Below are 21,596 nucleotides of genomic sequence, written 5' to 3'. Positions count from 1 at the left end.
TCAGCGGACTCGGGGGAGCTGGGCCCCGGGGCTCGGTACGGACCCGTGTACGGACGTCACGCCGAGGGGTGTGGCGCCCATACCGGCGGAGGCCGGACGGGAGGTCCGACTTTCGTTGCCAATCGGGACTAATTAGGCTCGGTGCATGTCAGAGCAGGACCCGAAGGACTCACTCGAAGCCGCGACACAGGCGACGCGCAGCCTGCGAGGGCTCTCCACCGAGCTCACCGCCCGTGTCCCGCAGCTGCTGGAGGCGATGCGGTCCGTCGGCACCGGCCTGGAACTGCACTCCACCCTCGACCGCATCTGCGAGACCGCGGCCGAACTCGCGCACGCCCGCTACGCGGCGATCGGCGTCGTCGACGAAGCGGGCGAAGGGCTCTCCGACTTCGTCACCTTCGGGGTCCCGGACGACGTGGCGCGCGCGATCGGGCGCAGGCCCGACGGGCACCGGGGTCTCCTCGGCGCCCTGATCCACGACCCCGTCCCCGTCCGGCTGGCCGATCTGACGGCCGATCCGAGGTCCGCCGGCTTCCCGCCCGGACATCCCCGGATGCGTACCTTCCTCGGCGTACCGATCCGGGTGCAGGGAGAGATCTTCGGCAACCTGTATCTGACCGAGAAGCACGACGGGGCCGAATTCAACGACTACGACCTGCACATGGTGCGGGTGCTCGCGACCGAGGCCGGGATCGCGATCGGCAACGCCCGCCTCTACGAGGAGGCGCGGCAGCGGGAGCGGTGGATCGACGGTTCGGTGGCCGTGACCACCGCGCTGCTCTCCGGCGGCGACGCCGACGACGCCCTGGCCGTCGTCGCCGAACAGGCCCGCCATCTCGCCGACTCCGCCGCCGGGATCGTGCTGCTGCCGGCCGCGGAGGGCGGTCTGGAGATCGTCGCCGTCTCCGCCGACGATCCCACCGCGTCGCTCGGAGTGATCATTCCGGCGGAGAGCTCGGTGGTGGCGACGCTGCTCGACGGCGATCCGGTGTTCATAGACGACTCGGCCACCGACTCCCGCATGATCACCAGGCTGGCCGACCGGTTCGGCCCGAGCATGCTGCTGCCGCTGCACAGCGGGGGCCGGGTGCTCGGTGCGCTGGCCACGCCCCGGGCCCGGGGCGGCCGCCCGTTCACGGAGACCGAACGGACGCTGGCCACCCAGTTCGCCTCCCAGGCCGCGCTCGCGCTGATGATGGCCGAGGCACAGCGGGACCGGGAACGGCTCGCCGTGTACGAGGACCGCGACCGGATCGCCCGCGACCTCCACGACCTGGTCATCCAGCGGCTGTTCGCCACCGGGATGATGCTGGAGAGCGCGCAGCGCCGGTCGGAGGTCCCCGAGGTGCAGACCGGCGTCGGCCGTGCGGTCGACGAACTGGACGTGACCATCCAGGAGATCCGCACCGCCATCTTCGCGCTCCAGCAGGAACCCGCCGAAGCGCCGTCGGGGCTGCGCACCCGCGTCATGCGCGAGATCAACATGGCGGCGGTGCCGCTGGGCTTCAAGCCGTCGCACCGCTTCCTCGGCCCCGTCGATTCACTCGTCGGTGAGCTGACCGGCAAGAATCTCATCGCCGCCCTGCGCGAGGCCCTGTCCAACGCCTTCCGGCATGCGAACGCCTCCCTCATCGACGTGGTCGTCGACGCGACCGCCACACTGCCGGACGGGCGTGACGCGGTACGCCTCTCGGTCGCCGACGACGGGGTGGGCATCCCGCAGGACGGTCGCCGCAGCGGACTGCGCAACCTGGCCCGTCGCGCCGAGTCGCTGGGCGGGGCGAGCTGGTTCGGGCCGGGGATCGGCGAGGACGGGGGCGGTACGACGGTGGTGTGGCAGGCCCCGCTCTGACAGGCGGGCCGCCGGGCGCGTCCCCGGCTGCCCGGCGGCTCCGGGGACGCGCCCGGCGGCTCTCGCGGTCGGGCGGCTCTCGCGGCTCCGGGGCCTCTCTCGGCCGGGACCTCTCGCGGCCGGGCGGGAGTAGGCCGGTTGGCCGTACGACACCTCGCGGTCCCGGGAATCGCGGCGGCCGGGGGTGACCATCCGGAGATGGCTTCCGCCGCACCGAGTCGCTGTCGTCCTGGTACGGGTACGGGTACGGGTACGGGTACGGGTTCTGCCCCTGGCCCCGGTTTTGCCCCTGCTCCCCGGCGTGGCCGTGGCCGGCCGGCCGTACTGCTGGTCTGTGCTCTGCTCGCCCTGCTCACACTGCCCGCCGCGGCCGCTCCCGGGCCTCCCCGGCCGCCCGGCCCGTCCGGCACGCCCCACGCGGGCGCCGTGGTCACCCGGCTGTACGAGGAAGCCGCGAGGGCGGCCGAGGCGTACGAGAGGGGCAGGCGTTCCGCCGCCGTGCAGCGGGCGGAGGCGGAGCGGTACGAGAAGGCGCTGACGGCACATCGGCGCACCCTCGCGGCCATCGACGCCGACCTGGGGCGGCTGGCCCGTGCCCAGTACCGCGGCGAGGGGGCCGGCCTCCCGTACGCCGCACGGCTCCTGCTCGCCGATGACCCCGAGCAGCTGCTGCGCGCCCATCGGCTGGCCGGGCAGGCGGAGCGGGTGGTGACCCGGCTGCTGGAACGCGCCCGGCGGGCCGGACGCGTACTCAGCACCGCCGAGCGGCGCGCGCGGAAGGCCTGGCACGACCTGGACGTGCGCATGATCGGGCTGGCCGAGGTCAAGCGGGGCATCGCGGACAAACTGGAGGCGGCCCAATGGCGGCTCCAGAGCGAGGCGGAACGCAGCGTGGCGGCCGGGAAGTGCGCCGGTGCCGTACGTGTCGAGCAGCCGAAGGGCCCGCCCGACGGGCGGAGCTGGGCCGCGCCGGTGGAGACGTACGCGTTGTCGGCGGGGTTCGACAGCGCGGGCGCGCACTGGGCGAACCGGCACACGGGGCAGGACTTCGCCGTGGACATCGGCACGCCGGTGCGCTCGGTGGGCGCGGGCCGGGTGGTGTCGGTCTCCTGCGGGGGCGCGTTCGGCGTCGAGGTCCTGGTGCGGCACCCGGGTGGCTACTACACGCAGTACGCGCATCTGGCGGGCGTCGCCGTGGACCAGGGCGAACAGGTGCACGCGGGCCAGTGGGTCGGCCAGTCGGGCACCACGGGGAACTCGACCGGCCCGCACCTCCACTTCGAGGTGCGTCTCACTCCCCAGCTGGGTTCCGGCGTCGATCCGGCACGCTGGCTGCGCGAGCACGGCGTGCGGATCTGACCCGGTGCGGGCCGGGCCCGGCGGCGTACGGGAAGGTCAGCGGGCGGCGATGATCCGCTCGATGACGACCGCGACGCCGTCCTCGTTGTTGGTGAGGGTCCGGCCCGACGCGGCGGCCAGGGCAGCGGGGTGGGCGTTGCCCATGGCGTACGAGGCACCGGCCCAGCTGAGCATCTCCACGTCATTGGGCATGTCACCGAAGGCGACGACCTCGGAGGGGGAGATGCCGCGCCGCGCGCAGCATTCGGCCAGGGTGCTGGCCTTGGAGACCCCGAGCCCGCTGACCTCCAGGAGCGCCGAGGGGCTGGACCGGGTGAAGGAGGCCCGGTCACCGGCGGCCGCGCGGGCCAGCGAGAGGAACTCGTCCGGGGCGAGCTCGGTGTGGTGGGCGAGGACCTTGAGCACAGGGGCACCGGTGCCCGGGGCGTCCTCGTGGAGCAGCTTCTCGGCGACGGCCACCGCGGCCGCCGGGTCCAGATGGAACGGAGGGTAGGCCGGTTCGTAGTTGATACCGGTGGTCAGCTCGATGGCGAACGAGGTGCCGGGGGCCCGTTCGCGCAGGGTGTGGATGGTGTGGAGGGCGGCTTCGCGCTCCAGGGCGTGGACCGTGAGCAGCTTGCCGTCGGCACGCAGATCGGCGACGGCCGCCCCGTTCGCGCAGATCGCCAGGCCGTGGCTGTGGACGTGGTCGCTGACGACGTCCATCCAGCGGGCCGGCCGGCCCGTGACGAAGAAGACCTCGATCCCGGCCTCCTCGGCTGCGGCGAGGGCGGCGATCGTGCGCTCGGACACGGTCTTGTCGTCGCGCAGCAGGGTGCCGTCCAGATCGGTGGCGATCAGCCGGGTCGGGGCAGGCGGAGGCGAGTCGGTAGCTGGGGTCACCGGTTCATTCTCGCGTACGAGGGTGCACGGGCGTGCGCAGGGGCGCGCATCTGAGAACGCGCGCCCCTGAACTGCGAAACATCCCTCCGGCATGTGCCGGAAGGTGGCATCGCTGTACCGCTCCGTCGGTCAGGCGAGCTGCGCCAGTCCCTCGGTGGCGATCCGCTCGAAGACCTTCTCGTCCGCGGCGAAGTCGGACCCGGGGACCGGCCAGTGCAGGACGATCTCCGTGAAGCCCAGCGCGAAGTGGGTTCCGGCGAAGTCGACGAACGCGTCGAAGGAGTCCAGCGGGTTGTCGGGGGTGAAGCCGGTGAGCAGGATCTTGTCCAGTTCCGCCACGTCCCGTCCGACCGACTCGCAGGCCTCCCCGAGCTTCGCGAACTGTCCGCGGATGGCTGCCACGGACTGCTCGGGGGTCCCGGTCTCGAACACCTTCGGGTCGCCGGTGGTCACCCATGCCTGGCCGTACCGCGCGGCGAGCTTCAGCCCGCGCGGACCGGTGGCGGCGACCGCGAAGGGCAGCCGGGGGCGCTGGACACATCCGGGGATGTTGCGGGCCTCGTTCGCGGAGTAGAACTCCCCCTCGTACGTCACCGAGGGCTCGCGCAGCAGCTTGTCCAGCAGCGGCACGAACTCCCCGAAGTGATCCGCCCGCTCGCGCGGCGTCCACGGCTCCTCGCCGCCGCGGCGCAGGGCCGTGGCGTCGAAGCCGTTGCCGCCCGCGCCGATCCCGAGGGTGATCCGCCCCTCGGAGACGTCGTCCAGCGTCATGAGGTCCTTGGCGAGCGTCACCGGGTGCCGGAAGTTGGGCGAGGTGACAAGGGTGCCGAGCCGCAGCCGCTCGGTGGCGAGGGCCGCCGCGGTCAGGGTCGGAACCGCACCGAACCACGGACCGTCACGGAAGGTCCGCCAGGACAGGTGGTCGTAGGTGTACGCGGCGTGGAAATCCAGCTCCTCGGCGCGCTGCCAGACCTTTTGGCCTTCGGTCCAGCGGTGGATGGGCAGAATGACAGTGCTCAGACGCATGGCCCGACGATACGCGTGCTTCCTGCTGCCACGGATATGCCGACGGAGCAGATCCGGGAAGCCACGCCGATGTCGCGATGGGGTCGCTACCGTGGCGTCATGGGCACGCTGGATAGGGCCGAACTCGAGGCCATGATCGAAGAGGCGACTGTCGACGCCCACAACGAGGACGAGCAGCTGACCGGTCTGTTCACCATGCTTGAGGAGTGCCTCGACCTACCCTTCACCACCGCGGTTCTCGGCGTCGAGGTGACTGTGCACGGCGTCGACCTCACGCCCGACGGCAGGATCGTCGCCATGTGCTCTCGTGGCCGTGTCCGGCAGTCGATCGGCATCCTGGAGCTGCCGTTGCCCAGCCCGGCGCCCGAGGGGGCGGACTGGATCGAGGCGTACCGCCACTGGGCCGGTTGAGGCCGGGCGCCTCTCACTTCACGCGGAAATGGTTCGTACGAAAGGGCTGAACGTGGCTGAGGCCGCACAAGGCGCGCATCAGGGTGCCGGTGAACCGTCGCTGGCCGATCTCATCGAGCACAGCGCCGAGTTGAAAGGGAAGCTGGTCACCTTCGCTCAGAGCGCCCGCTTCGACCGGTGGTTGACGCCCCTCCTGCTGGATGCCGCTGGGCCCGCAAGGCAACTGGACGAAGGTGAGGCGATCCGGATCACCGACCACTTCATCCTGCGGTATCGCCTGCCGGACGGTTCGAGCGTGGTGGACCGGTTCGTCGCCGGACGGAAGGACTTGACCGCGGCCGACCGGGAGATGCTGCTCGGCTGGCGTGACCCGGTCGAGGGCATCTTCGAGATCCAGCGCAAGGACGGGGATGCCGTCGTCCTGCTGAACCTTGTCGACGACCTGGAGTACCGCACGTACTCGAATGTCGGGCCGGCGGCGTTCCGTGGCGTGTCCAAGGGGGGATTCCTCCACACCTGCCTGGTACCCGTCCACTCGGGCGACGGGGCGTGGCTGGTGTCCGGGGCGATGTCGTACTACCCCAGGTCCAGTGCCACCGACATCGCACAGGCGGCGCTCGAACTGGCCACCAGCCAACCCGAGCTGGTCTTCCGCAACCCCGAGAAGATTGAGCAGGGGTGGCAGCGGATGCGGGAGGACCGGGCCGCGTTCGTAGAGTTCTGCGGCAGCGACGAGCTGGTCCTTTCGCCTGCCGAAACCGAGGACCTTCTCAACGCCTACTACCGCCACCGTCAGGAGGCCGCCGTCGCCGCACAGCCTGGCAGTGCCCGGCGCAGTCGGCTGCCTTGCCTGGACCTGCCCTTCTTCGAACTTCCGCCGGAACTGGCGGACTCGGACACCATCGGTGTCATCTACGACCGGATCGACGGGCTCAACTTCTACGCCGACTACGGGATGCTGCGGGACCTCTTCGCGGACCCCGCCCTCACGGGCCGCAGGCGACACCAGGATCTGCTGCGTACGTACCTGCGTGAGGAGTCGATCGCTCCATTGCCGATCCGTCGTCTGGCCGCCGTTCACCCGAAGACCGCTGACGAGGTGTTCCGGAAGCTCCTGCGGAAACCCGGCTTCACCTGGAGCGAGCATGGTGAGACGCTGCTGCGCCGACGCAAGCCTTGGTACTACGAGAACGAGCCCCGTCCGGGCGTTTCCGCCATCGGCGACCGTCTCAGCAGGCTCGCCGCCGGCAGCCGGTAGTCACTGTGAAGCGCCCGCGAGGCCCTCTCAAAGCTCTCCCGTCGGCACCGTGGCATGACCGTATGGCTGGATGTCGCCCGCAGATTGGACCTGCGCGTATTCGGCGGGGCCCGGGCGGGACTGTGCGTCGCCGCACGGGAAGGACTTGAAGGGACGGCCCAATCCGGGATCCGGCATGCCGACGAGTGGCTGACAGGCGCCCGCAGACGTCCGAGGGACATCCTGGACGATCCCGCCCGGACACGGTGGGCCGAGGACGCGTACGCGGACTTCATGCGGGACTCGCGGGACATCGACGCCATCAGCATCCACACGCAGGGGCTGGCTCGCGACAACGGAGCGACGGGATTCTCCTCGCAGGAGATCACGGCGATCAAGAAGCATGTCTTCGACACGGAACACCCCATCAAGGACTACGAAACAGGGAAGGTCGTCGTGCGCAAGTTCGACGCCGATGCGGAGATCGCAGATGCGTGGATTCGCCTGAGATCCGGGAACTCTCTGCCCGAGGACAGACTCCTGCTGGAGCACGAGCTGGCCGAGCTCGCCCCATCTCCGGAGAATCCCGGAGCGACCTACCAGGAAGCGCATCGGGTCGCCATCGAAACGCACAATTGGCAGGATTCCGTACCGTTGAACAAGCGGGAAGGCTTCGGGGGAGTGGTAGTGGCCGCACTCGTCTGCTTCCGGAAGATCTCCGAGGACGCGGAGCTGGTCCGCTACGAGTTCGGGGACGGTCCGGACAGCTTTCGCGACACCTGACCATGAACAAGGAACCCCGCACGTCGTCGGCCGACGACGGCCGGACGGACTACTCGTTCCTCAAGGCGTCCCGGAAGATCAACGCGCTGCGTGAGGAGCGCGGCCAGTGGCCGGACCGTGGCAGGAGCGTGAGTTGACCGGTCTCTGTCATGGCCGGGGTCGGAACCGCGCTGATCCGCGGGCCGTCACGGAAGGTTCGACAGGACAGGTGGTCGCAGGTGTGCGACGCGACGCGGAAGCCCATCTCCTCGGGGCGCGGCCGCCCTGATTTCCGGGCTTCGTCCCGCGCGGTGGGGCCGCGCCGTAATACGTGGCGGGGTCCGGCGACAGTGGTTGCCGCGGGGCATTGCCGGCGAGAGGCTGGTGTCGAGCCCGCCCGGGATCTTCGCGCGCGAGTGCGCGGCGCCGGGGCGTGGTTCGCCGGAAGGATGAGACGTCATGAGGATGCTGCTCACCGCACGGATGGAAACCGAGGCCGCGAACCGCGCGGTCAACGACGGGACGATGACCAAGATCATCAATGAGGTCGTCGAGCACCTCAAGCCCGAAGCGGCGTATTTCGCCCCCGTGGACGGCGTACGTACGTGCATGCTCGTCTTCGACATGCAGGAGTCCGCGCAGATGCCGCCGATCAGCGAGCGGTTCTTCCAGGCCGGTGCCAAGGTGAGCCTGCAGCCGGTCATGAACCTCGACGATCTCCGTACCGGTCTGTCGAATTTGGCGCGGTAGGCGCGACGGCCTCTACCGCGGTGTGGACGCGTCAGCCGGGCAGGCGCAGGAACTCCGGGGGTACGGCGTCCGCGAGCCAGACGCCGTTGGCGCTGACACGGAAGGTGTGGCCCGCGCGGTGCATGGCTCCCGCGTCCACGGAGAGGACGAGGGGCCGGCCCCGGCGGGCGCCCACGCGGGTGGCCGTCTCACGGTCGGCGGAAAGATGGACGTGGTGGCGGTCCATGGGGCGCAGCCCCTCGGCGCGGATCACGTCCAGGACCCGGGCGACCGTGCCGTGGTAGAGGTACGCGGGCGGCTCGGCCGGCGGGAGGTCCAGGTCGACGGCGACGGTGTGGCCCTGATTGGCGCGGATGCGGTCTCCGTCCAGGGTGAAGCGCTGCTTGTCGTTGGCGGCGACGACATGGTCGAGTTCGGCGCGGGTGAGGGCGAGGCCGTGCCGGGCGGTCGCGCGCAGCAGTTCATCGACGGTCACCCAGCCGTGGGCGTCGAGGGTGATGCCGATCCGTTCGGGCTGGTGCCGGAGATGTTTCGAGAGGTACTTCGACACCTTCACGGTGCGTTGTCCGTCCATCGTGCCAGGGTGCCCGCAACCCGCTTTCCGGCGCATCAGGATTTCTCCCAGCGTTCAGGCAGTAATTTCTTTCCCCAGGTTTGATCCACAGCCAACTAGGGTTATCCACAGGTAATTTGGCGATTCTGTGGACAAGTCACCTTGGATTTAATCCATTTGGTCAATCTCCTTATGTTTTGGGCTTGATGGGGTAAGTGCGTCCAATGTCCGTGCTTGTACCTCTCGTTCGGTCGCGGCAGTGACAAACGCGGCTACGTTCTGTGGACCAACGAGTGCCTGGACCGCCTGCGTTGTCCGAGCGGGCACGAGGACCGGACGCGGCTCCTGCGGGTCGGTGACGTCACCCTCGGCGCCGAGGTGGTGGTGCAGATGCCGGGTGGCGAAGGTCCGCATGGCACGGGCCAGTTCGGCATCGACGGTCTGCTGGGCCAGCGGGCGGAGCCTTCGCACCATCGAGGCGGCTTCCGCCGCGTCGGCGTCCTCCGGAGGGCGGTGGCCGAGGTAGCGGGCGAAGACGTGCTCGGTGGTGAACTCCAGGAAGCGGGACGCTATGTGCTCGACCTGCCCGCGAAGCTCCCGCAGATGTCCGGAGATTGCGGGCAGGGGAACCCCTGCGGCATGCAACTCCACGGCCACAGCCAGCTCTTGCGGGCTCGGTACGAGGAATTCGTCCTCCCGGCCCGGAACGCGTTCGAGGATGCCCAGCTCCACCGCTTCGGCGACCGCCTCGTCGTCCTGTGCTCCGCCGAACCTCGCCTCCAGCTCGGCCCGGGTGATCCGGTCGGCCTCCTCGTCGGTCCATGGGCCGTGCACCTCGGCGACCAGCCCGAGCACCCCGCCGAGGCCGCGCCCCGCGTCCCAGGCCTCCAGCAGCTCCTTGATGCTGGCCAGGGTGTAGCCGCGGTCCAGCAGGTCGGCGATCTGCCGCAACCGGGCGAGGTGGGTCTCCCGGTACACATTGGCCCGCCCGCGCCGCTCCGGAGTGGGCAGCAGCCCCCGGTCCTGGTAGGCGCGGATCGTGCGCACCGTGGCGCCGCTCGCATGCGCCAGATCCTCGATCCGGTACTCCGCCCCGGCCCGGACCTCCGCCGGCGAGGACGCGGCCGGCCCGCTCACAGCGGCGGCTTCAGCCGGGCGACCCCGCGCAGCACGCCGGGGCTGATCCTGGACAGCAGCCGGGCACCCCGGGCCTCCGGTGTCACCGGCACCACGGCCTGGTTGCGCACCACGGCCTTGAGGATGGCGTCGGCGACCTTCTCCGGCGGGTAGTTGCGGAGCCCGTACAGCCGGCTGGTCCGCTGCTGGAGACGCCTCTCCTCCGTCTCGTCGGCACCCGCGAAGTGCGTGGTCGAGGTGATGTTGGTGTTGACGATGCCGGGGCAGATCGCGCTGACCCCGATCGACCGCTCCGCCAGCTCCGCCCGCAGGCACTCGCTCAGCATCAGCACGGCCGCCTTGGACGTGCTGTACGCGGGCAGCGCACGGGAGGGCTGATAGGCCGCCGCCGAGGCGGTGTTGACGATGTGGCCGCCCTGGCCGCGCTCGGCCATCTGCCTGCCGAAGATCCGGCAGCCGTGGATGACGCCCCACAGATTGACGTCGAGGACGTTCTTCCAGTCCTCGCTGGTGGTCTCCAGGAACGGGCCGGACAGCCCGATCCCCGCGTTGTTGACCAGGACGTCGACGATTCCGCACTCCGCGGCGACCTTCTCCGCGAGCTCCTCCATCGCCTGCTCGTCGCTCACGTCGACGGTCTCGGCCCAGGCGGCCGGGGCACCGATCAGCAGGGCCATCTCCGCCGTCCTGGCCGCCCCCTCGCCGTCCCGGTCCACCGCCACCACCCGGGCCCCGGCCTCGGCGAAGGCGAAGGCGGTGGCCCGCCCGATGCCGCCCGCCGCGCCGGTGACCAGCACCAGCTGACCACCGAACCGCTCGGCGTAGGCGCCCCTGGCCGCGGTGTCCCGCACCGGCCGGCCCTCGTGCCGGGCGTCCTCGTTGGCCGTGACGAACTCACTGATCCAGGACGCGAGCTGGTCCGGCCTGGTCCGCGGCACCCAGTGCTTGGCCGGCAGCGAGCGGCGTACCAACTGCGGGACCCAGTGTTCCAGTTCGTCGTAGAGCGTCTCCGAGAGGAAGGCGTCCCCGGTCGGTGTGATGAGCTGGACCGGCACATGGGCGTAGGCGTCGGCACGCGGCCTGCGCAGCCGGTAGCGGATGTTGTCGCGGTAGAGCCAGGCGCCGTGCGCCGCGTCGTCGGGCAGGGAGGACGTCGGATAGTCGCCCGCGGGCACCTTCTCCATCCGCTCCAGGATCCGGGGCCACCGCTTGCCGAGCGGCCCGCGCCAGGCGAGCTCCGGGAGCACCGGCGTATGCAGCATGTACACGTACCAGGACTTGGCGCCCTGGCCGAGGAGCTGGCCCACGCGCCGGGGGGTGGGGCGGGTCATGCGCCGCTTGATCCAGTGTCCGAAGTGGTCCAGGGAGGGACCGGACATCGAGGTGAACGAGGCGATCCGGCCCTCGGTACGCTTGACCGTGGCGAACTCCCACGACTGGACCGACCCCCAGTCGTGCCCCACCACATGCACCGGCCGGTCCGGGCTGACGGCGTCGGCGACCGCCAGGAAGTCGTCGGTGAGCTTCTCCAGCGTGAAGCCGCCGCGCAGCGGCTTCGGCGCCGTGGACCTGCCGTGTCCCCGCACGTCGTAGAGCACCACATGCCAGTGCTCGGCCAGCCGCACCGCGACGTCCGACCAGACCTCCTTGCTGTCCGGGTAGCCGTGCACCAGGACCACCGTCGGCCGCCGCTCATCGCCCAGCTCGGCGACGCACAGCTCGATTCCGCCCGTACGCACCCGGCGTTCGCGCGCTCCTGACAGATTCACGCCGCCACCTTCTCCTCGGCCCAGCGCCGCACATGCGGCAGATCGTCGTCCAGCCAGAAGGCGCTCTGCTCGGGGTCCCGGGAGTCGGTGACGACCAGGATCTCCTCGAACTTGGCGCCCGTACCCCGGAATCCGAGGTGAGGTTCGACCGCCCACAGTCCGGGCCGCGGGGGATGGTCGGAGAAGCGGTACGGACTCCACAGCGGCGACCAGCCGTCCCGGTGCCCGTGCAGCGCGTCGCTCACCAGGCCCTTGAGCGACTGGGTGCCGAACCCGAACACCTGTGGGGACCAACGGTGTTCGGCCACCCGGTCCACCTTGTGGGCGATGACACCGAAGGGGTAGGCGCGGTGCCGGTTCGCGTAACCCTGCCTGACCATGAGGCGTTCGACGTCCTCGTAGATGTCGCGCAGCGAGCGGCGTTCGCGCACCTCGCGCAGGATCAGCTCACGATGGGCTTCCAGGTCGGCCATCAGCTTGTCGTGAAGCGGGCTGGGACCGAGACAGCCGGAATACCCGATGTCCGCCGTGAACCCCTTGTACACCGGGGCCATGTCGAGAATGAACGGCATTCCCGGCTCCAGCTTCCGGTTGGTCGGGAAGAACTGGAGCGGCACCTTGAAGCCGGTGAACGCCGTGCGGTCCCCGAACCAGGCGAAGGGGAGGTGGAACCAGTCCCGCACCCCCCTCCGGCGCAGCCATTCCCGCTGCATCCGGGCCGCATCGCGCTCCGTCACCCCCGGCCGGAGCTGGGCGGCGACCGCCTCCGCGCAGTCGTAGGCGAGGCGCTGCACCTCTCTGAACCCCCGCAGTTCCGGGGCCGTTCCGTCCTTCACCGCCGAGGTCATGCCGTGCCACCGTCCGTTCCCTGCCGTGTGCGGTACGTGCCCGTAACGTGACACTGATGAATGTGACAATGTCCGGCGGCTACGTCAAGAGGCGTGCGACGACCTGTGGACAACTCCCCGGGCTCCTCCCAGGACAACTCCCCGGACAACTCCCGGGCTCCTCCCCTGTGGGGTCCCCTACGGGTCCGTACACCTGGAGTCTGAGGCGGAACCAGCCGCCAGGGCTGACGACCGCTGTGGCCCGCGCCACTACCTTCGTAGACGTGACTGTGATCGCGACCGAAAGCCTGAGCAAGCGGTTCCCCCGGGTGACCGCTCTTGACCGGCTCTCCTTGGACATCGGAACCGGTGTGACCGGCCTGGTGGGTTCCAACGGAGCCGGCAAGTCCACACTGATCAAGATCCTGCTGGGTCTCTCCCCCGCCACCGAGGGCCGGGCCGCGGTGCTCGGGCTGGACGTGGCGACCAGCGGCGCCGCCATCCGGGAACGGGTGGGCTACATGCCCGAGCACGACTGCCTGCCGCCGGACGTCTCGGCGACCGAGTTCGTCGTGCACATGGCCCGGATGTCCGGTCTGCCGCCGACAGCGGCGCGTGAGCGCACCGCCGACACGCTGCGCCATGTCGGCCTCTACGAGGAGCGCTACCGCCCCATCGGCGGGTACTCGACCGGTATGAAGCAGCGCGTGAAGCTGGCCCAGGCGCTGGTCCACGACCCGCAGCTGGTCCTTCTCGACGAGCCGACCAACGGCCTGGACCCGGTCGGCCGCGACGAGATGCTCGGCCTCATCCGGCGCATCCACACCGACTTCGGCATCTCCGTGCTGGTCACCTCGCACCTCCTGGGCGAGCTGGAACGCACCTGCGACCATGTCGTCGTCATCGACGGCGGCTCTCTGCTGAGGTCCAGCTCCACCAGCGACTTCACCCAGACCACCACCACCCTCGCGGTCGAGGTGACCGACAGCGACACCCACCCCGACGGCACGGGCGCCCTGCGCGGGGCGCTCACCGCGGCCGGGGTCACGCTCATCGGCCACGACGGACTCGACGCGGAAGGGCTGCCCGGCGCGGGCCACATCCTGCTGGTCGAGGCGACCGGTGAGGAGACGTACGACATCGTCCGCGACAGCGTCGCCGGGCTCGGACTCGGCCTCGTACGGATGGAACAGCGGCGTCACCACATCGCCGAGGTCTTCCGTACCGAACAGGCTCCCGCGGACCGGGACGTGGCAGGGGCCGCGTCCGTGACCGCCGGGGCCGTACAGCAGAAGGGGAACGGTCGCGATGAGCAGCACTGAGACCGGGGCCGTGAGCGGGAGCGACACCTCCCGGATCCACAACATCGGGTACCGCTCGTACGACGGGCCGCGCCTGGGCCGTGCCTACGCCCGCCGCTCGCTCTACTCGCAGACCCTGCGGGGCTCCTTCGGACTGGGCCGTTCCGCCAAGTCCAAGGTGCTGCCGATGCTGCTGTTCGGTGTGATGACCCTGGTCGCGGCGATCCTGGTGGCGGTCTCCATGGCCGTCCCGGACGCGACGAAGCTGGTGGTCAAGTACACGTCGTACGCGATCTACCTTCAGGCCGTCATCGGCCTCTTCATCGCCGCACAGGCGCCGCAGGCCGTTTCCAGGGACCTCCGTTTCAAGAGCGTGCCCCTGTACTTCTCGCGGCCGATCGAACGGGTCGACTACGTGGTCGCCAAGTTCGCGGCCATGGCGTCGGCGCTGTTCGTGATCACCGGGGTGCCGTTGCTCGTCCTGTATGTGGGCTCCCTGCTCGCGAAGTTCGATTTCGCCGATCAGACCAAGTGGTTCGGCCAGGGGCTGGTGTCGGTGGCGCTGCTGTCCGTGCTGTTCGCCGGTCTGGGACTGGTGATGGCCGCGCTCACCCCGCGCCGCGGGTTCGGCGTCGCCGCGGTGATCGCCGTACTGACCATCTCCTACGGCGCGGTCTCCACGGTCCAGGCCATCGCCTGGGAAACGGGCTCCACCGGAGCCGTGCAGTGGCTGGGGCTCTTCTCGCCGATCACCCTGATCGACGGCGTCCAGACCGCGTTCCTCGGCGCCACCTCGGCCTTCCCCGGAGGGGAAGGCCCGGGGGCGGGCGCCGGGGTGGTCTACCTGATCGTTGTTCTCGCGCTCGTCGCCGGCTCGTACGCCGTCCTGATGCGCCGTTACCGGAGGGTCGGGCTGTGACCACCATCGAGATCGACCACACCTCGCGCTGGTTCGGCAATGTGGTCGCCGTCAACGACGTGAGCATGACCGTGGGGCCCGGCGTGACCGGGCTGCTCGGCCCCAACGGCGCCGGGAAGTCCACGCTGATCAACATGATGGCCGGGTTCCTCGCCCCGTCGACGGGCACGGTCACGCTCGACGGCCGCACGATCTGGCGCAACGAGTCGGTCTACAAGGAGATCGGCATCGTCCCGGAGCGGGAGGGCATGTACGACTTCCTGACCGGCCAGGAGTTCGTCGTCGCCAACGCCGAACTCCAGGGACTGGGCGCGGCGGAGGCGCAGCGGGCGCTGGCCACGGTCCAGATGGAGTACGCGCAGGACCGCAAGATCTCGACGTACAGCAAGGGCATGCGCCAGCGCGTGAAGATGGCGTCCGCCCTGGTCCACGAGCCGTCCGTGCTGCTGCTGGACGAGCCGTTCAACGGGATGGACCCGCGTCAGCGGATGCAGCTGATGGAGCTGCTGCGGCAGATGGGAGCGCAGGGCCGTACGGTCCTGTTCTCCTCCCACATCCTCGAAGAGGTCGAGCAGCTCGCCACGCACATCGAAGTGATCGTGGCGGGGCGGCATGCCGCGTCCGGTGACTTCCGGAAGATCCGCCGCCTGATGACGGACCGGCCGCACCGGTATCTCGTACGGTCCAGTGACGACCGGGCCCTCGCGGCCGCGCTCATCGCCGACCCCTCCACGGCGGGGATCGAGGTCGACCTGAGCGAACAGGCCCTGCGGATCCAGGCCGTCGACTTCGGGCGCTTCACCGAACTGCTGCCCAGGGTGGCACGTGAACAGGGCATCCGGCTGCTGACCGTTTCGCCGTCCGACGAGTCCCTCGAATCGGTCTTTTCCTATCTCGTAGCGGCCTGAGTAGTGGCCTGAAAGGAGCTGTGAAGCGTCATGTACGACCCCACAGTCGCCCGGCTCACCTACCGGGCCCTGCTCGGCCGGCGCCGGGCCGCCATCCTGTTCGTCCTGCCCGCGCTGCTGGTGGCCCTCGCCGTGGCCGTCCGCGCCTTCGCGGGGGCCGATGACCAGGTCGCCGCGAACGTGCTCGGCGGCTTCGCCATCGCCACGATGGTGCCGCTGATCGGTGTGATCGCGGGCACGGGCGCCATCGGCCCCGAAATCGACGACGGTTCGATCGTCTATCTGCTGGCCAAGCCGGTGAAACGGCCGACGATCATTTTCACGAAGCTGATCGTGGCCATCGCCGTCACGATGGTGTTCTCCGCCCTGCCGACCCTCGTCGCCGGGCTGATCCTGAACGGCAACGGGCAGCAGATCGCCGTGGCCTACACGATCGCGGCGCTGGTCGCCTCGATCGCTTACAGCGCGCTGTTCCTGCTGCTGGGCACGATCAGCCGCCACGCGGTGGTGCTCGGCCTGGTGTACGCCCTGGTGTGGGAGACCCTGTTCGGCAGCCTGGTGCCGGGAGCGCGGACGCTGAGCGTGCAGCAGTGGTCCCTCGCGGTCGCCGAGAAGGTCGGCCGGGAAGGCGCGATCACCTCCGACGTGGGTCTGCCGCTCGCGACGGTGCTGCTGGTCGCCGTGACGGTGGCGGCCACCTGGTACGCGGGCCAGAAGCTGCGTGCGCTGAAGCTGGCCGGCGAGGAGTGAGCGGCTTCCTCCAGGTCTAGGGCGTGTGTCGAAAGTCCCGCCTGGCTCGCGACGCCCGGCACGCACGCTCGCCGCGTTGTTGGCGTTGTCCGCGTTGTTGGAGTGTCCTTGTACGTCCAGTACGAGGACACTCCTCCGCCGTGCGATCGCACGCACCGGACGCCGTGAGCCCCGCCCTTCGGGCGGACGGCGCTACTTTCGACACACGCCCCAGGAGGTGCCCGGCGCAGGGGCCTCTGGCCGATACGGGCCCTCGCGGGCCCCTGAGGGACCTTGCGAAGCCCCTGCCCGGGATCTCGCGGTGTCCGCACGACAACCCCCGTCCGATGGACGGGGGTTGTCCTATGAGCGGACCGTTGTACGCGTAACTGTGCGGTTATCGGTTCGTTGTGCAGGGTGCGTGGAGGCAACTGGATTCTGAGGCGTCGTAGCTTTCGTGACATCGGGGAGTGCCGGCACGGGTGGGACACCGCCCGTCGGGCCGGTCATCGAGTGAGTGGCAACCGTGAGCGTTCTCCACCCCTGGAGCCCGGGGACTGGGCAGTCCGTCGTCGTTCCCGCATACGAAAGGCATGCCCATGCCCACGGAACTCGCCCTGCTCGAATCGCGCGCGCTGCGCGTCGAGCGGATGGGGCGCGTCGACATCCTCGACAAGGTCAAGAGCCTTGTCATGCTCCCGGACGGAATTCACGTTCGCACAGAGGACGTCGCTCGTTACTTCGAAGTATCCACAGCCTCGGTCAGGAGGCTGACAGACCGGCATCAGCAAGAGCTCGCCGAGAATGGGATGCGACTTCTGTGCGGCTCTGAGCTGCGTACCTTCCATAGCGACATGCTGTCGCTATGGAAGGTCGAGGGGGTGGAGAGTTATCCACAGGCCGCCGCCAAACTGCGGCTCTACACCCGCCGTACCGTGCTCAACGTCGCCATGCTTCTTCGCGACAGCGACATCGCCCGCTGCGTCCGTACGTACCTTCTCGACGCGGAGGAGGACCTGCGGTCGAGGTACGACTCGCTCGACCGGCGCGTCACGCGCATCGAGAGCTGCCTCGCCGGAGTCGGCAGCGCGCTCCAGGAGCTCGGCCCGGTGCTGTGCCGGATGTCGGAGCGGTTCGACAGCCTCGACCGGAAAGTGGAAGCGACGCATCAGGTGGTCGGAGCCATCAGTGTCCGGCTGTCGGACGTCTCGCAGGACATCACGCGTATCGACGCCCGCATGGACGCTCTCGTCCACCGGTTGAAGGATCTGCGCCGTAACAGGCGCCGCTGACCCCTCGGCCCGCGAGGCCGGTCGGGACGACGACTGCCCGCGACCTTCGCGGTCGCGGGCAGTCGGAACGGCGTGGCTGCGGGACGGGCACCGATACGGGCAGCACCGCGAAACAGGCTCCGTTACGGGCGGGACGTCCTCAGCAACTCCTCCAGCACCACAGCGATGCCGTCGTGCTGGTTCGAGGCCGTGACCTCGTGGGCCACGGCCTTCAGGTCGTCGTGCGCGTTGGCCATCGCCACGCCGTGCTGGGCCCAGCCGAACATCGGGATGTCGTTCGGCATGTCGCCGAAGGCCAGCGTGTCCGCGGCCTTCACGCCCAGCCGTCGCGCGGCCAGCGAGAGGCCGGTGGCCTTGCTCAGTCCCAGTGGCAGGATCTCCACGACACCGGGACCGGCCATGACCACGTCCACCAGGCTGCCGACGGCTTCCCGGGCGGACCGTGCCAGGGCGTCGTCGTCGAGCTCCGGGTGCTGGATGTAGATCTTGTTCAGCGGGGCGGCCCACATCTCGGTCGCATCGTCCACGAAGACGGCCGGGAGCGGGCCCTCCTGGATCCGGTAGCCGGGGCCGAACAGCACCTCGCCGTCGAGCCCGTCCCGGCTCGCGGCCAGCGCCAGCGGGCCGATCTCCGACTCGATCCTGGACAGTGCGAGCCCCGCGAGCTGCCGGTCCAGGGTCAGGGAGGTCAGCAGCCTGCGCTCGCCCGCGTGGTAGACCTGCGCGCCCTGCCCGCAGACCGCGAGACCGTCGTATCCCAGGTCGTCCAGGATGTGCCGGGTCCACGGGACGCCGCGTCCGGTGACGATGATGTGCGCGGCCCCGGTCGCGGTGACCTCGGCCAGCGCCTCACGTGTGCGCTCCGAGACCGTGTCGTCGTCACGCAGCAGCGTGCCGTCCAGGTCGGTCGCGACGAGCTTGTAGGGGAAGGTCACTTGGAGACCGGCTCCAGAACCTCACGCCCGCCCAGGTACGGACGGAGCACCTCGGGCACCCGGACCGAACCGTCGGCCAGCTGGTGGTTCTCCAGGATCGCCACGATCGTGCGCGGTACGGCGCAGAGCGTGCCGTTGAGCGTGGAGAGGGGCTGGACCTTCTTGCCGTCCCGCATCCGGACGGAGAGACGGCGCGCCTGGAAGCCGTCGCAGTTCGACGCGGAGGTCAGCTCGCGGTACTTGCCCTGGGTCGGGATCCAGGCCTCGCAGTCGAACTTGCGCGAGGCCGAGGACCCGAGGTCACCGGTGGCGACGTCGATCACCTGGAAGGGCAGCCCGAGACCGGTGAGCCACTGCTTCTCCCAGTCCAGGAGCCGGCGGTGCTCCGCCTCGGCGTCCGCCGGGTCGACGTACGAGAACATCTCGACCTTGTCGAACTGGTGGACGCGGAAGATGCCCCGGGTGTCCTTGCCGTACGTACCGGCCTCGCGGCGGAAGCACGGGGAGAAGCCCGCGTACCGCAGGGGCAGCTTGTCGGCGTCGATGATCTCGTCCATGTGGTACGCGGCGAGGGGTACCTCGGAGGTCCCGACCAGGTAGTAGTCGTCCTTCTCCAGGTGGTACACGTTCTCCGCGGCCTGGCCGAGGAATCCGGTGCCCTCCATGGCGCGCGGACGGACCAGCGCCGGGGTCAGCATCGGGACGAAGCCCGCCTCGGTGGCCTGGGCGATCGCCGCGTTGACGAGGGCGAGCTCCAGCAGCGCGCCGACCCCCGTCAGGTAGTAGAAACGCGAACCGGAGACCTTGGCACCGCGCTCCATGTCGATGGCGCCGAGCTTCTCACCGAGCTCCAGGTGGTCCTTCGGCTCGAAGCCCTCGGCTCCGAAGTCGCGGATGGTGCCGTGCGTCTCCAGGACGACGAAGTCCTCCTCGCCGCCGACCGGCACGTCCTCGTGGACGATGTTGCCGAGCTGGAGCAGCAGCCGCTTGGCCTCGGCGTCGGCCGCGTCCTGGGCGGCGTCGGCCGCCTTGACGTCGGCCTTGAGCTGATCGGCCTTCTTCAGCAGCTCGGCGCGCTCCTCGGGGGAGGCCTTGGGGATCAGCTTGCCGAGCGACTTCTGCTCGGAGCGGAGTTCGTCGAAGCGGACGCCGGACGACCTGCGCAGCTCGTCGGCGGAGAGCAGGGCGTCGACGAGCGCGACGTCCTCTCCACGGGCGCGCTGGGAGGCGCGAACACGGTCGGGGTCCTCACGGAGCAGGCGAAGGTCAATCACCCCTCCAGGCTACCGGTGCGCGCTTCTGGCGCTCGAACCGATATTGCCGTGCGTGTCACTTTGCCCGTATTGCCGGAATTGATATTCCTGGGGAGGAATCGTCGGGTACAGGGGTGAGCGGGGGCGTCAATTAGGGGAGTGTATTCCCCTAAACAGGGCAGAAGGGGTGGCTTGTCTTGACGTACTGGCCTTCCCCGTAAGGGGAGTTGGGGAGTGGTCGTCCCGGTGTTGTCCACAGGGGGTCTGTGGAGAATTAGTTATCCACAGGCTGTGAAGAAGTTCTGTGGATGCTGGAAGGAGTCGTTCCGGGGGCTGGGTGAAGGCTCATGGAATCTCCTCCCAAACCCGCCCCACACGCTCATTCGGGTGGGAATTCCTCGCCCCAAAGAGTTGATCAAGGGAATTGGGCTGACATTGGAGCCCCTGGGCTTCCCCGGGTACATCTGGGATCGCTGGGCGATTTGTCGACGATGTCGCATTGCGGTGTCGACTTATCCCCAGGTCGAGCCGCCACCCTGTGGATAACTCTGTGGGTACATGAAAATCTGCAGGTCGGACCGGAGCGGAAAACCCGTGCGGCCCTCGCCCCGGCGATCCCGTACGGCCGACGGGGGTCAGACCCGGCCGTCCTGGCTGCGCGCCAGCCAGTCCGAGGCGTCCGTGAACTCCCGGTCCGAGGTCCCCGCCCGCAGCGGCCCCACCTCGTCGGGCGTCACTCCGGCCCGCGGGTACGAACCGAGGAACCGCACGTTCGGACAGATCCGCTTCAGCCCCATCAGCGCCTCGCCGACCCGCCGGTCCGCGATGTGCCCCTCGGCGTCCACGGCGAAGCAGTAGTTCCCGATGCCCTCTCCGGTCGGACGCGACTGGATGAGCATCAGGTTGACCCCGCGGACGGCGAACTCCTGGAGGAGTTCGAGCAGCGCACCGGGGTGGTCGTCGCCCAGCCAGATCACCACGGACGTCTTGTCCGCACCGGTCGGGGCCGAGGGCCGGGCCGGCCGGCCCACGAGGACGAAGCGCGTCTGGGCGTTCTCCGCGTCGTGGATCTCCGTCACCAGAGGTTCCAGGCCGTAGGTCGCCGCGGCGAACTCACCCGCGAAGGCGGCGTCGTAGCGCCCCTCCTGGACCAGCCGCGCCCCGTCCGCGTTGGAGGCGGCCGATTCCCATGCCGCCTGCGGGAGATGGGCCGCCATCCAGTTGCGCACCTGCGGCTGGGCGGCCGGGTGCGCGGTGACCGTCTTGATGTCGGACAGCTTGGTCCCGGGGCGCACCAGCAGCGCGAAGGTGATGGAGAGCAGCACTTCGCGGTAGATCATCAGCGGTTCGCCGGAGGTCAGCTCGTCGAGCGTCGCGGTGATGCCGCCCTCGACGGAATTCTCGATCGGTACGAGCGCTGCCGCCGCCGCCCCGCTGCGTACGGCGTCCAGGGCGGCCGGTACGGAGACCATCGGGACGAGCTCCCGGGTGGCGGCTTCCGGGAGCGTGCGGAGGGCGACCTCGGTGAAGGTGCCTTCGGGGCCGAGATAGGCGTAGCGCGTGGCTGACATACGGTCACCCTAATGCGCCGTACGCCTGGTGCCGGGCCGTCTCGGAATGCGGTCCGGCCGGCATCCGGAGCCGCGGGACCCCGATGGCCGGAGCCTCGCCCCCCGGCAGCGAGCCTCAGGATT

At 69.7% G+C, this 21,596-nt stretch carries 21 protein-coding genes; 12 read left to right on the top strand and 9 right to left on the bottom strand.

The features are described from left to right. Positions 1-145 precede the first annotated feature (145 nt). On the top strand, positions 146-1,852 hold the full coding sequence (locus tag OHA98_RS00680; protein WP_266922129.1) for a GAF domain-containing sensor histidine kinase: 1,707 nt from the start codon (positions 146-148) through the stop codon (positions 1,850-1,852). A gap of 426 nt (positions 1,853-2,278) precedes the next feature. Then, positions 2,279-3,211, top strand: a complete 933-nt coding sequence (locus OHA98_RS00675; protein ID WP_323179474.1) for a M23 family metallopeptidase — start codon at positions 2,279-2,281, stop codon at positions 3,209-3,211. A gap of 36 nt (positions 3,212-3,247) precedes the next feature. Here OHA98_RS00675 and OHA98_RS00670 read toward each other — a convergent pair whose 3' ends face one another. Further along, positions 3,248-4,093, bottom strand: a complete 846-nt coding sequence (locus OHA98_RS00670; RefSeq protein ID WP_266922128.1) for a Cof-type HAD-IIB family hydrolase — start codon at positions 4,091-4,093, stop codon at positions 3,248-3,250. Positions 4,094-4,222: 129 nt separating this feature from the next. Continuing rightward, complete coding sequence (locus tag OHA98_RS00665; RefSeq protein ID WP_266922127.1) at positions 4,223-5,119, bottom strand: LLM class flavin-dependent oxidoreductase; 897 nt, start codon at positions 5,117-5,119, stop codon at positions 4,223-4,225. 99 nt (positions 5,120-5,218) lie between these two features. Here OHA98_RS00665 and OHA98_RS00660 point away from each other — a divergent pair, with 99 nt between their 5' ends. The 5 genes from OHA98_RS00660 to OHA98_RS00640 all read left to right on the top strand — a co-directional run bounded on the left by OHA98_RS00660 (position 5,219) and on the right by OHA98_RS00640 (position 8,279). Further along, positions 5,219-5,530, top strand: a complete 312-nt coding sequence (locus OHA98_RS00660) for a hypothetical protein (RefSeq protein ID WP_266922126.1) — start codon at positions 5,219-5,221, stop codon at positions 5,528-5,530. A gap of 52 nt (positions 5,531-5,582) precedes the next feature. Beyond that, positions 5,583-6,788: a hypothetical protein gene (locus OHA98_RS00655; protein WP_266922125.1), complete on the top strand. Its 1,206-nt coding sequence runs from the start codon at positions 5,583-5,585 to the stop codon at positions 6,786-6,788. 54 nt (positions 6,789-6,842) lie between these two features. Beyond that, positions 6,843-7,550, top strand: a complete 708-nt coding sequence (locus tag OHA98_RS00650; protein ID WP_266922124.1) for a hypothetical protein — start codon at positions 6,843-6,845, stop codon at positions 7,548-7,550. A gap of 2 nt (positions 7,551-7,552) precedes the next feature. Then, on the top strand, positions 7,553-7,687 hold the full coding sequence (locus OHA98_RS00645) for a hypothetical protein (RefSeq protein WP_266927966.1): 135 nt from the start codon (positions 7,553-7,555) through the stop codon (positions 7,685-7,687). 301 nt (positions 7,688-7,988) lie between these two features. Further along, entirely contained in the window at positions 7,989-8,279 is a 291-nt protein-coding gene (locus OHA98_RS00640; RefSeq protein ID WP_266922123.1) for a hypothetical protein, read from the top strand. Between the two features lie 31 nt (positions 8,280-8,310). On the opposite strand, the gene OHA98_RS00635 is transcribed toward OHA98_RS00640, so the two are convergent. From OHA98_RS00635 to OHA98_RS00620, 4 genes are all read right to left on the bottom strand, one after another. Next, a complete protein-coding gene (locus OHA98_RS00635; protein WP_266922122.1) occupies positions 8,311-8,853 on the bottom strand; it encodes an RNA 2'-phosphotransferase in 543 nt (180 codons plus the stop codon). A gap of 147 nt (positions 8,854-9,000) precedes the next feature. Further along, a complete protein-coding gene (locus OHA98_RS00630) occupies positions 9,001-9,969 on the bottom strand; it encodes a MerR family transcriptional regulator (RefSeq protein ID WP_266922121.1) in 969 nt (322 codons plus the stop codon). After that, positions 9,966-11,738, bottom strand: coding sequence for an SDR family oxidoreductase (locus tag OHA98_RS00625; RefSeq protein WP_266922120.1), 1,773 nt, complete (start codon positions 11,736-11,738; stop codon positions 9,966-9,968). Before OHA98_RS00625 ends, OHA98_RS00630 begins: the two co-directional genes overlap by 4 nt. Then, on the bottom strand, positions 11,735-12,586 hold the full coding sequence (locus OHA98_RS00620; RefSeq protein WP_266922119.1) for a M24 family metallopeptidase: 852 nt from the start codon (positions 12,584-12,586) through the stop codon (positions 11,735-11,737). The genes OHA98_RS00625 and OHA98_RS00620 overlap by 4 nt, the downstream gene beginning before the upstream one ends. A gap of 269 nt (positions 12,587-12,855) precedes the next feature. Here OHA98_RS00620 and OHA98_RS00615 point away from each other — a divergent pair, with 269 nt between their 5' ends. The 5 genes from OHA98_RS00615 to OHA98_RS00595 all read left to right on the top strand — a co-directional run bounded on the left by OHA98_RS00615 (position 12,856) and on the right by OHA98_RS00595 (position 17,714). Further along, positions 12,856-13,887, top strand: a complete 1,032-nt coding sequence (locus tag OHA98_RS00615; RefSeq protein ID WP_266927623.1) for an ABC transporter ATP-binding protein — start codon at positions 12,856-12,858, stop codon at positions 13,885-13,887. Next, on the top strand, positions 13,874-14,785 hold the full coding sequence (locus tag OHA98_RS00610; RefSeq protein ID WP_266922118.1) for an ABC transporter permease: 912 nt from the start codon (positions 13,874-13,876) through the stop codon (positions 14,783-14,785). The genes OHA98_RS00615 and OHA98_RS00610 overlap by 14 nt, the downstream gene beginning before the upstream one ends. Further along, a complete protein-coding gene (locus OHA98_RS00605; protein WP_266922117.1) occupies positions 14,782-15,693 on the top strand; it encodes an ABC transporter ATP-binding protein in 912 nt (303 codons plus the stop codon). The genes OHA98_RS00610 and OHA98_RS00605 overlap by 4 nt, the downstream gene beginning before the upstream one ends. Before the next feature lie 30 nt (positions 15,694-15,723). Next, complete coding sequence (locus OHA98_RS00600) at positions 15,724-16,443, top strand: ABC transporter permease (RefSeq protein WP_266922116.1); 720 nt, start codon at positions 15,724-15,726, stop codon at positions 16,441-16,443. A 578-nt stretch (positions 16,444-17,021) separates the two neighbouring features. Next, positions 17,022-17,714, top strand: a complete 693-nt coding sequence (locus OHA98_RS00595) for a hypothetical protein (RefSeq protein WP_266922115.1) — start codon at positions 17,022-17,024, stop codon at positions 17,712-17,714. A 122-nt stretch (positions 17,715-17,836) separates the two neighbouring features. Here the strand turns inward: OHA98_RS00595 and OHA98_RS00590 are convergent, their stop codons facing one another. From OHA98_RS00590 to pheA, 3 genes are all read right to left on the bottom strand, one after another. Beyond that, positions 17,837-18,649: an HAD family hydrolase gene (locus OHA98_RS00590; protein ID WP_266922114.1), complete on the bottom strand. Its 813-nt coding sequence runs from the start codon at positions 18,647-18,649 to the stop codon at positions 17,837-17,839. After that, positions 18,646-19,923 (bottom strand): serine--tRNA ligase, encoded by a 1,278-nt coding sequence (gene serS, locus OHA98_RS00585; RefSeq protein ID WP_266922113.1) that lies wholly within the window; start codon positions 19,921-19,923, stop codon positions 18,646-18,648. Before serS ends, OHA98_RS00590 begins: the two co-directional genes overlap by 4 nt. A 614-nt stretch (positions 19,924-20,537) precedes the next feature. After that, positions 20,538-21,473, bottom strand: a complete 936-nt coding sequence (gene pheA, locus OHA98_RS00580; RefSeq protein ID WP_266922112.1) for a prephenate dehydratase — start codon at positions 21,471-21,473, stop codon at positions 20,538-20,540. Between the last annotated feature and the right edge of the window lie 123 nt (positions 21,474-21,596).

Source organism: Streptomyces sp. NBC_00654, from assembly GCF_026341775.1.
In the GTDB taxonomy this organism is placed as follows: domain Bacteria; phylum Actinomycetota; class Actinomycetes; order Streptomycetales; family Streptomycetaceae; genus Streptomyces.
This window is presented reverse-complemented; position numbering and strand designations above follow the sequence as displayed.

Bases quoted from the DNA above. Each gene is read 5' to 3' on its own strand.
- OHA98_RS00645 (WP_266927966.1), top strand. From the start codon at position 7,553: ATGAACAAGGAACCCCGCACGTCGTCGGCCGACGACGGCCGGACGGAC.
- OHA98_RS00635 (WP_266922122.1), bottom strand. From the start codon at position 8,853: ATGGACGGACAACGCACCGTGAAGGTGTCGAAGTACCTCTCGAAACAT.
- OHA98_RS00595 (WP_266922115.1), top strand. From the start codon at position 17,022: ATGCCCACGGAACTCGCCCTGCTCGAATCGCGCGCGCTGCGCGTCGAG.
- OHA98_RS00660 (WP_266922126.1), top strand. From the start codon at position 5,219: ATGGGCACGCTGGATAGGGCCGAACTCGAGGCCATGATCGAAGAGGCG.
- OHA98_RS00600 (WP_266922116.1), top strand. From the start codon at position 15,724: ATGTACGACCCCACAGTCGCCCGGCTCACCTACCGGGCCCTGCTCGGC.
- OHA98_RS00665 (WP_266922127.1), bottom strand. From the start codon at position 5,119: ATGCGTCTGAGCACTGTCATTCTGCCCATCCACCGCTGGACCGAAGGC.
- pheA (WP_266922112.1), bottom strand. From the start codon at position 21,473: ATGTCAGCCACGCGCTACGCCTATCTCGGCCCCGAAGGCACCTTCACC.
- OHA98_RS00620 (WP_266922119.1), bottom strand. From the start codon at position 12,586: ATGACCTCGGCGGTGAAGGACGGAACGGCCCCGGAACTGCGGGGGTTC.
- OHA98_RS00650 (WP_266922124.1), top strand. From the start codon at position 6,843: ATGACCGTATGGCTGGATGTCGCCCGCAGATTGGACCTGCGCGTATTC.
- OHA98_RS00640 (WP_266922123.1), top strand. From the start codon at position 7,989: ATGAGGATGCTGCTCACCGCACGGATGGAAACCGAGGCCGCGAACCGC.
- OHA98_RS00610 (WP_266922118.1), top strand. From the start codon at position 13,874: ATGAGCAGCACTGAGACCGGGGCCGTGAGCGGGAGCGACACCTCCCGG.
- OHA98_RS00680 (WP_266922129.1), top strand. From the start codon at position 146: ATGTCAGAGCAGGACCCGAAGGACTCACTCGAAGCCGCGACACAGGCG.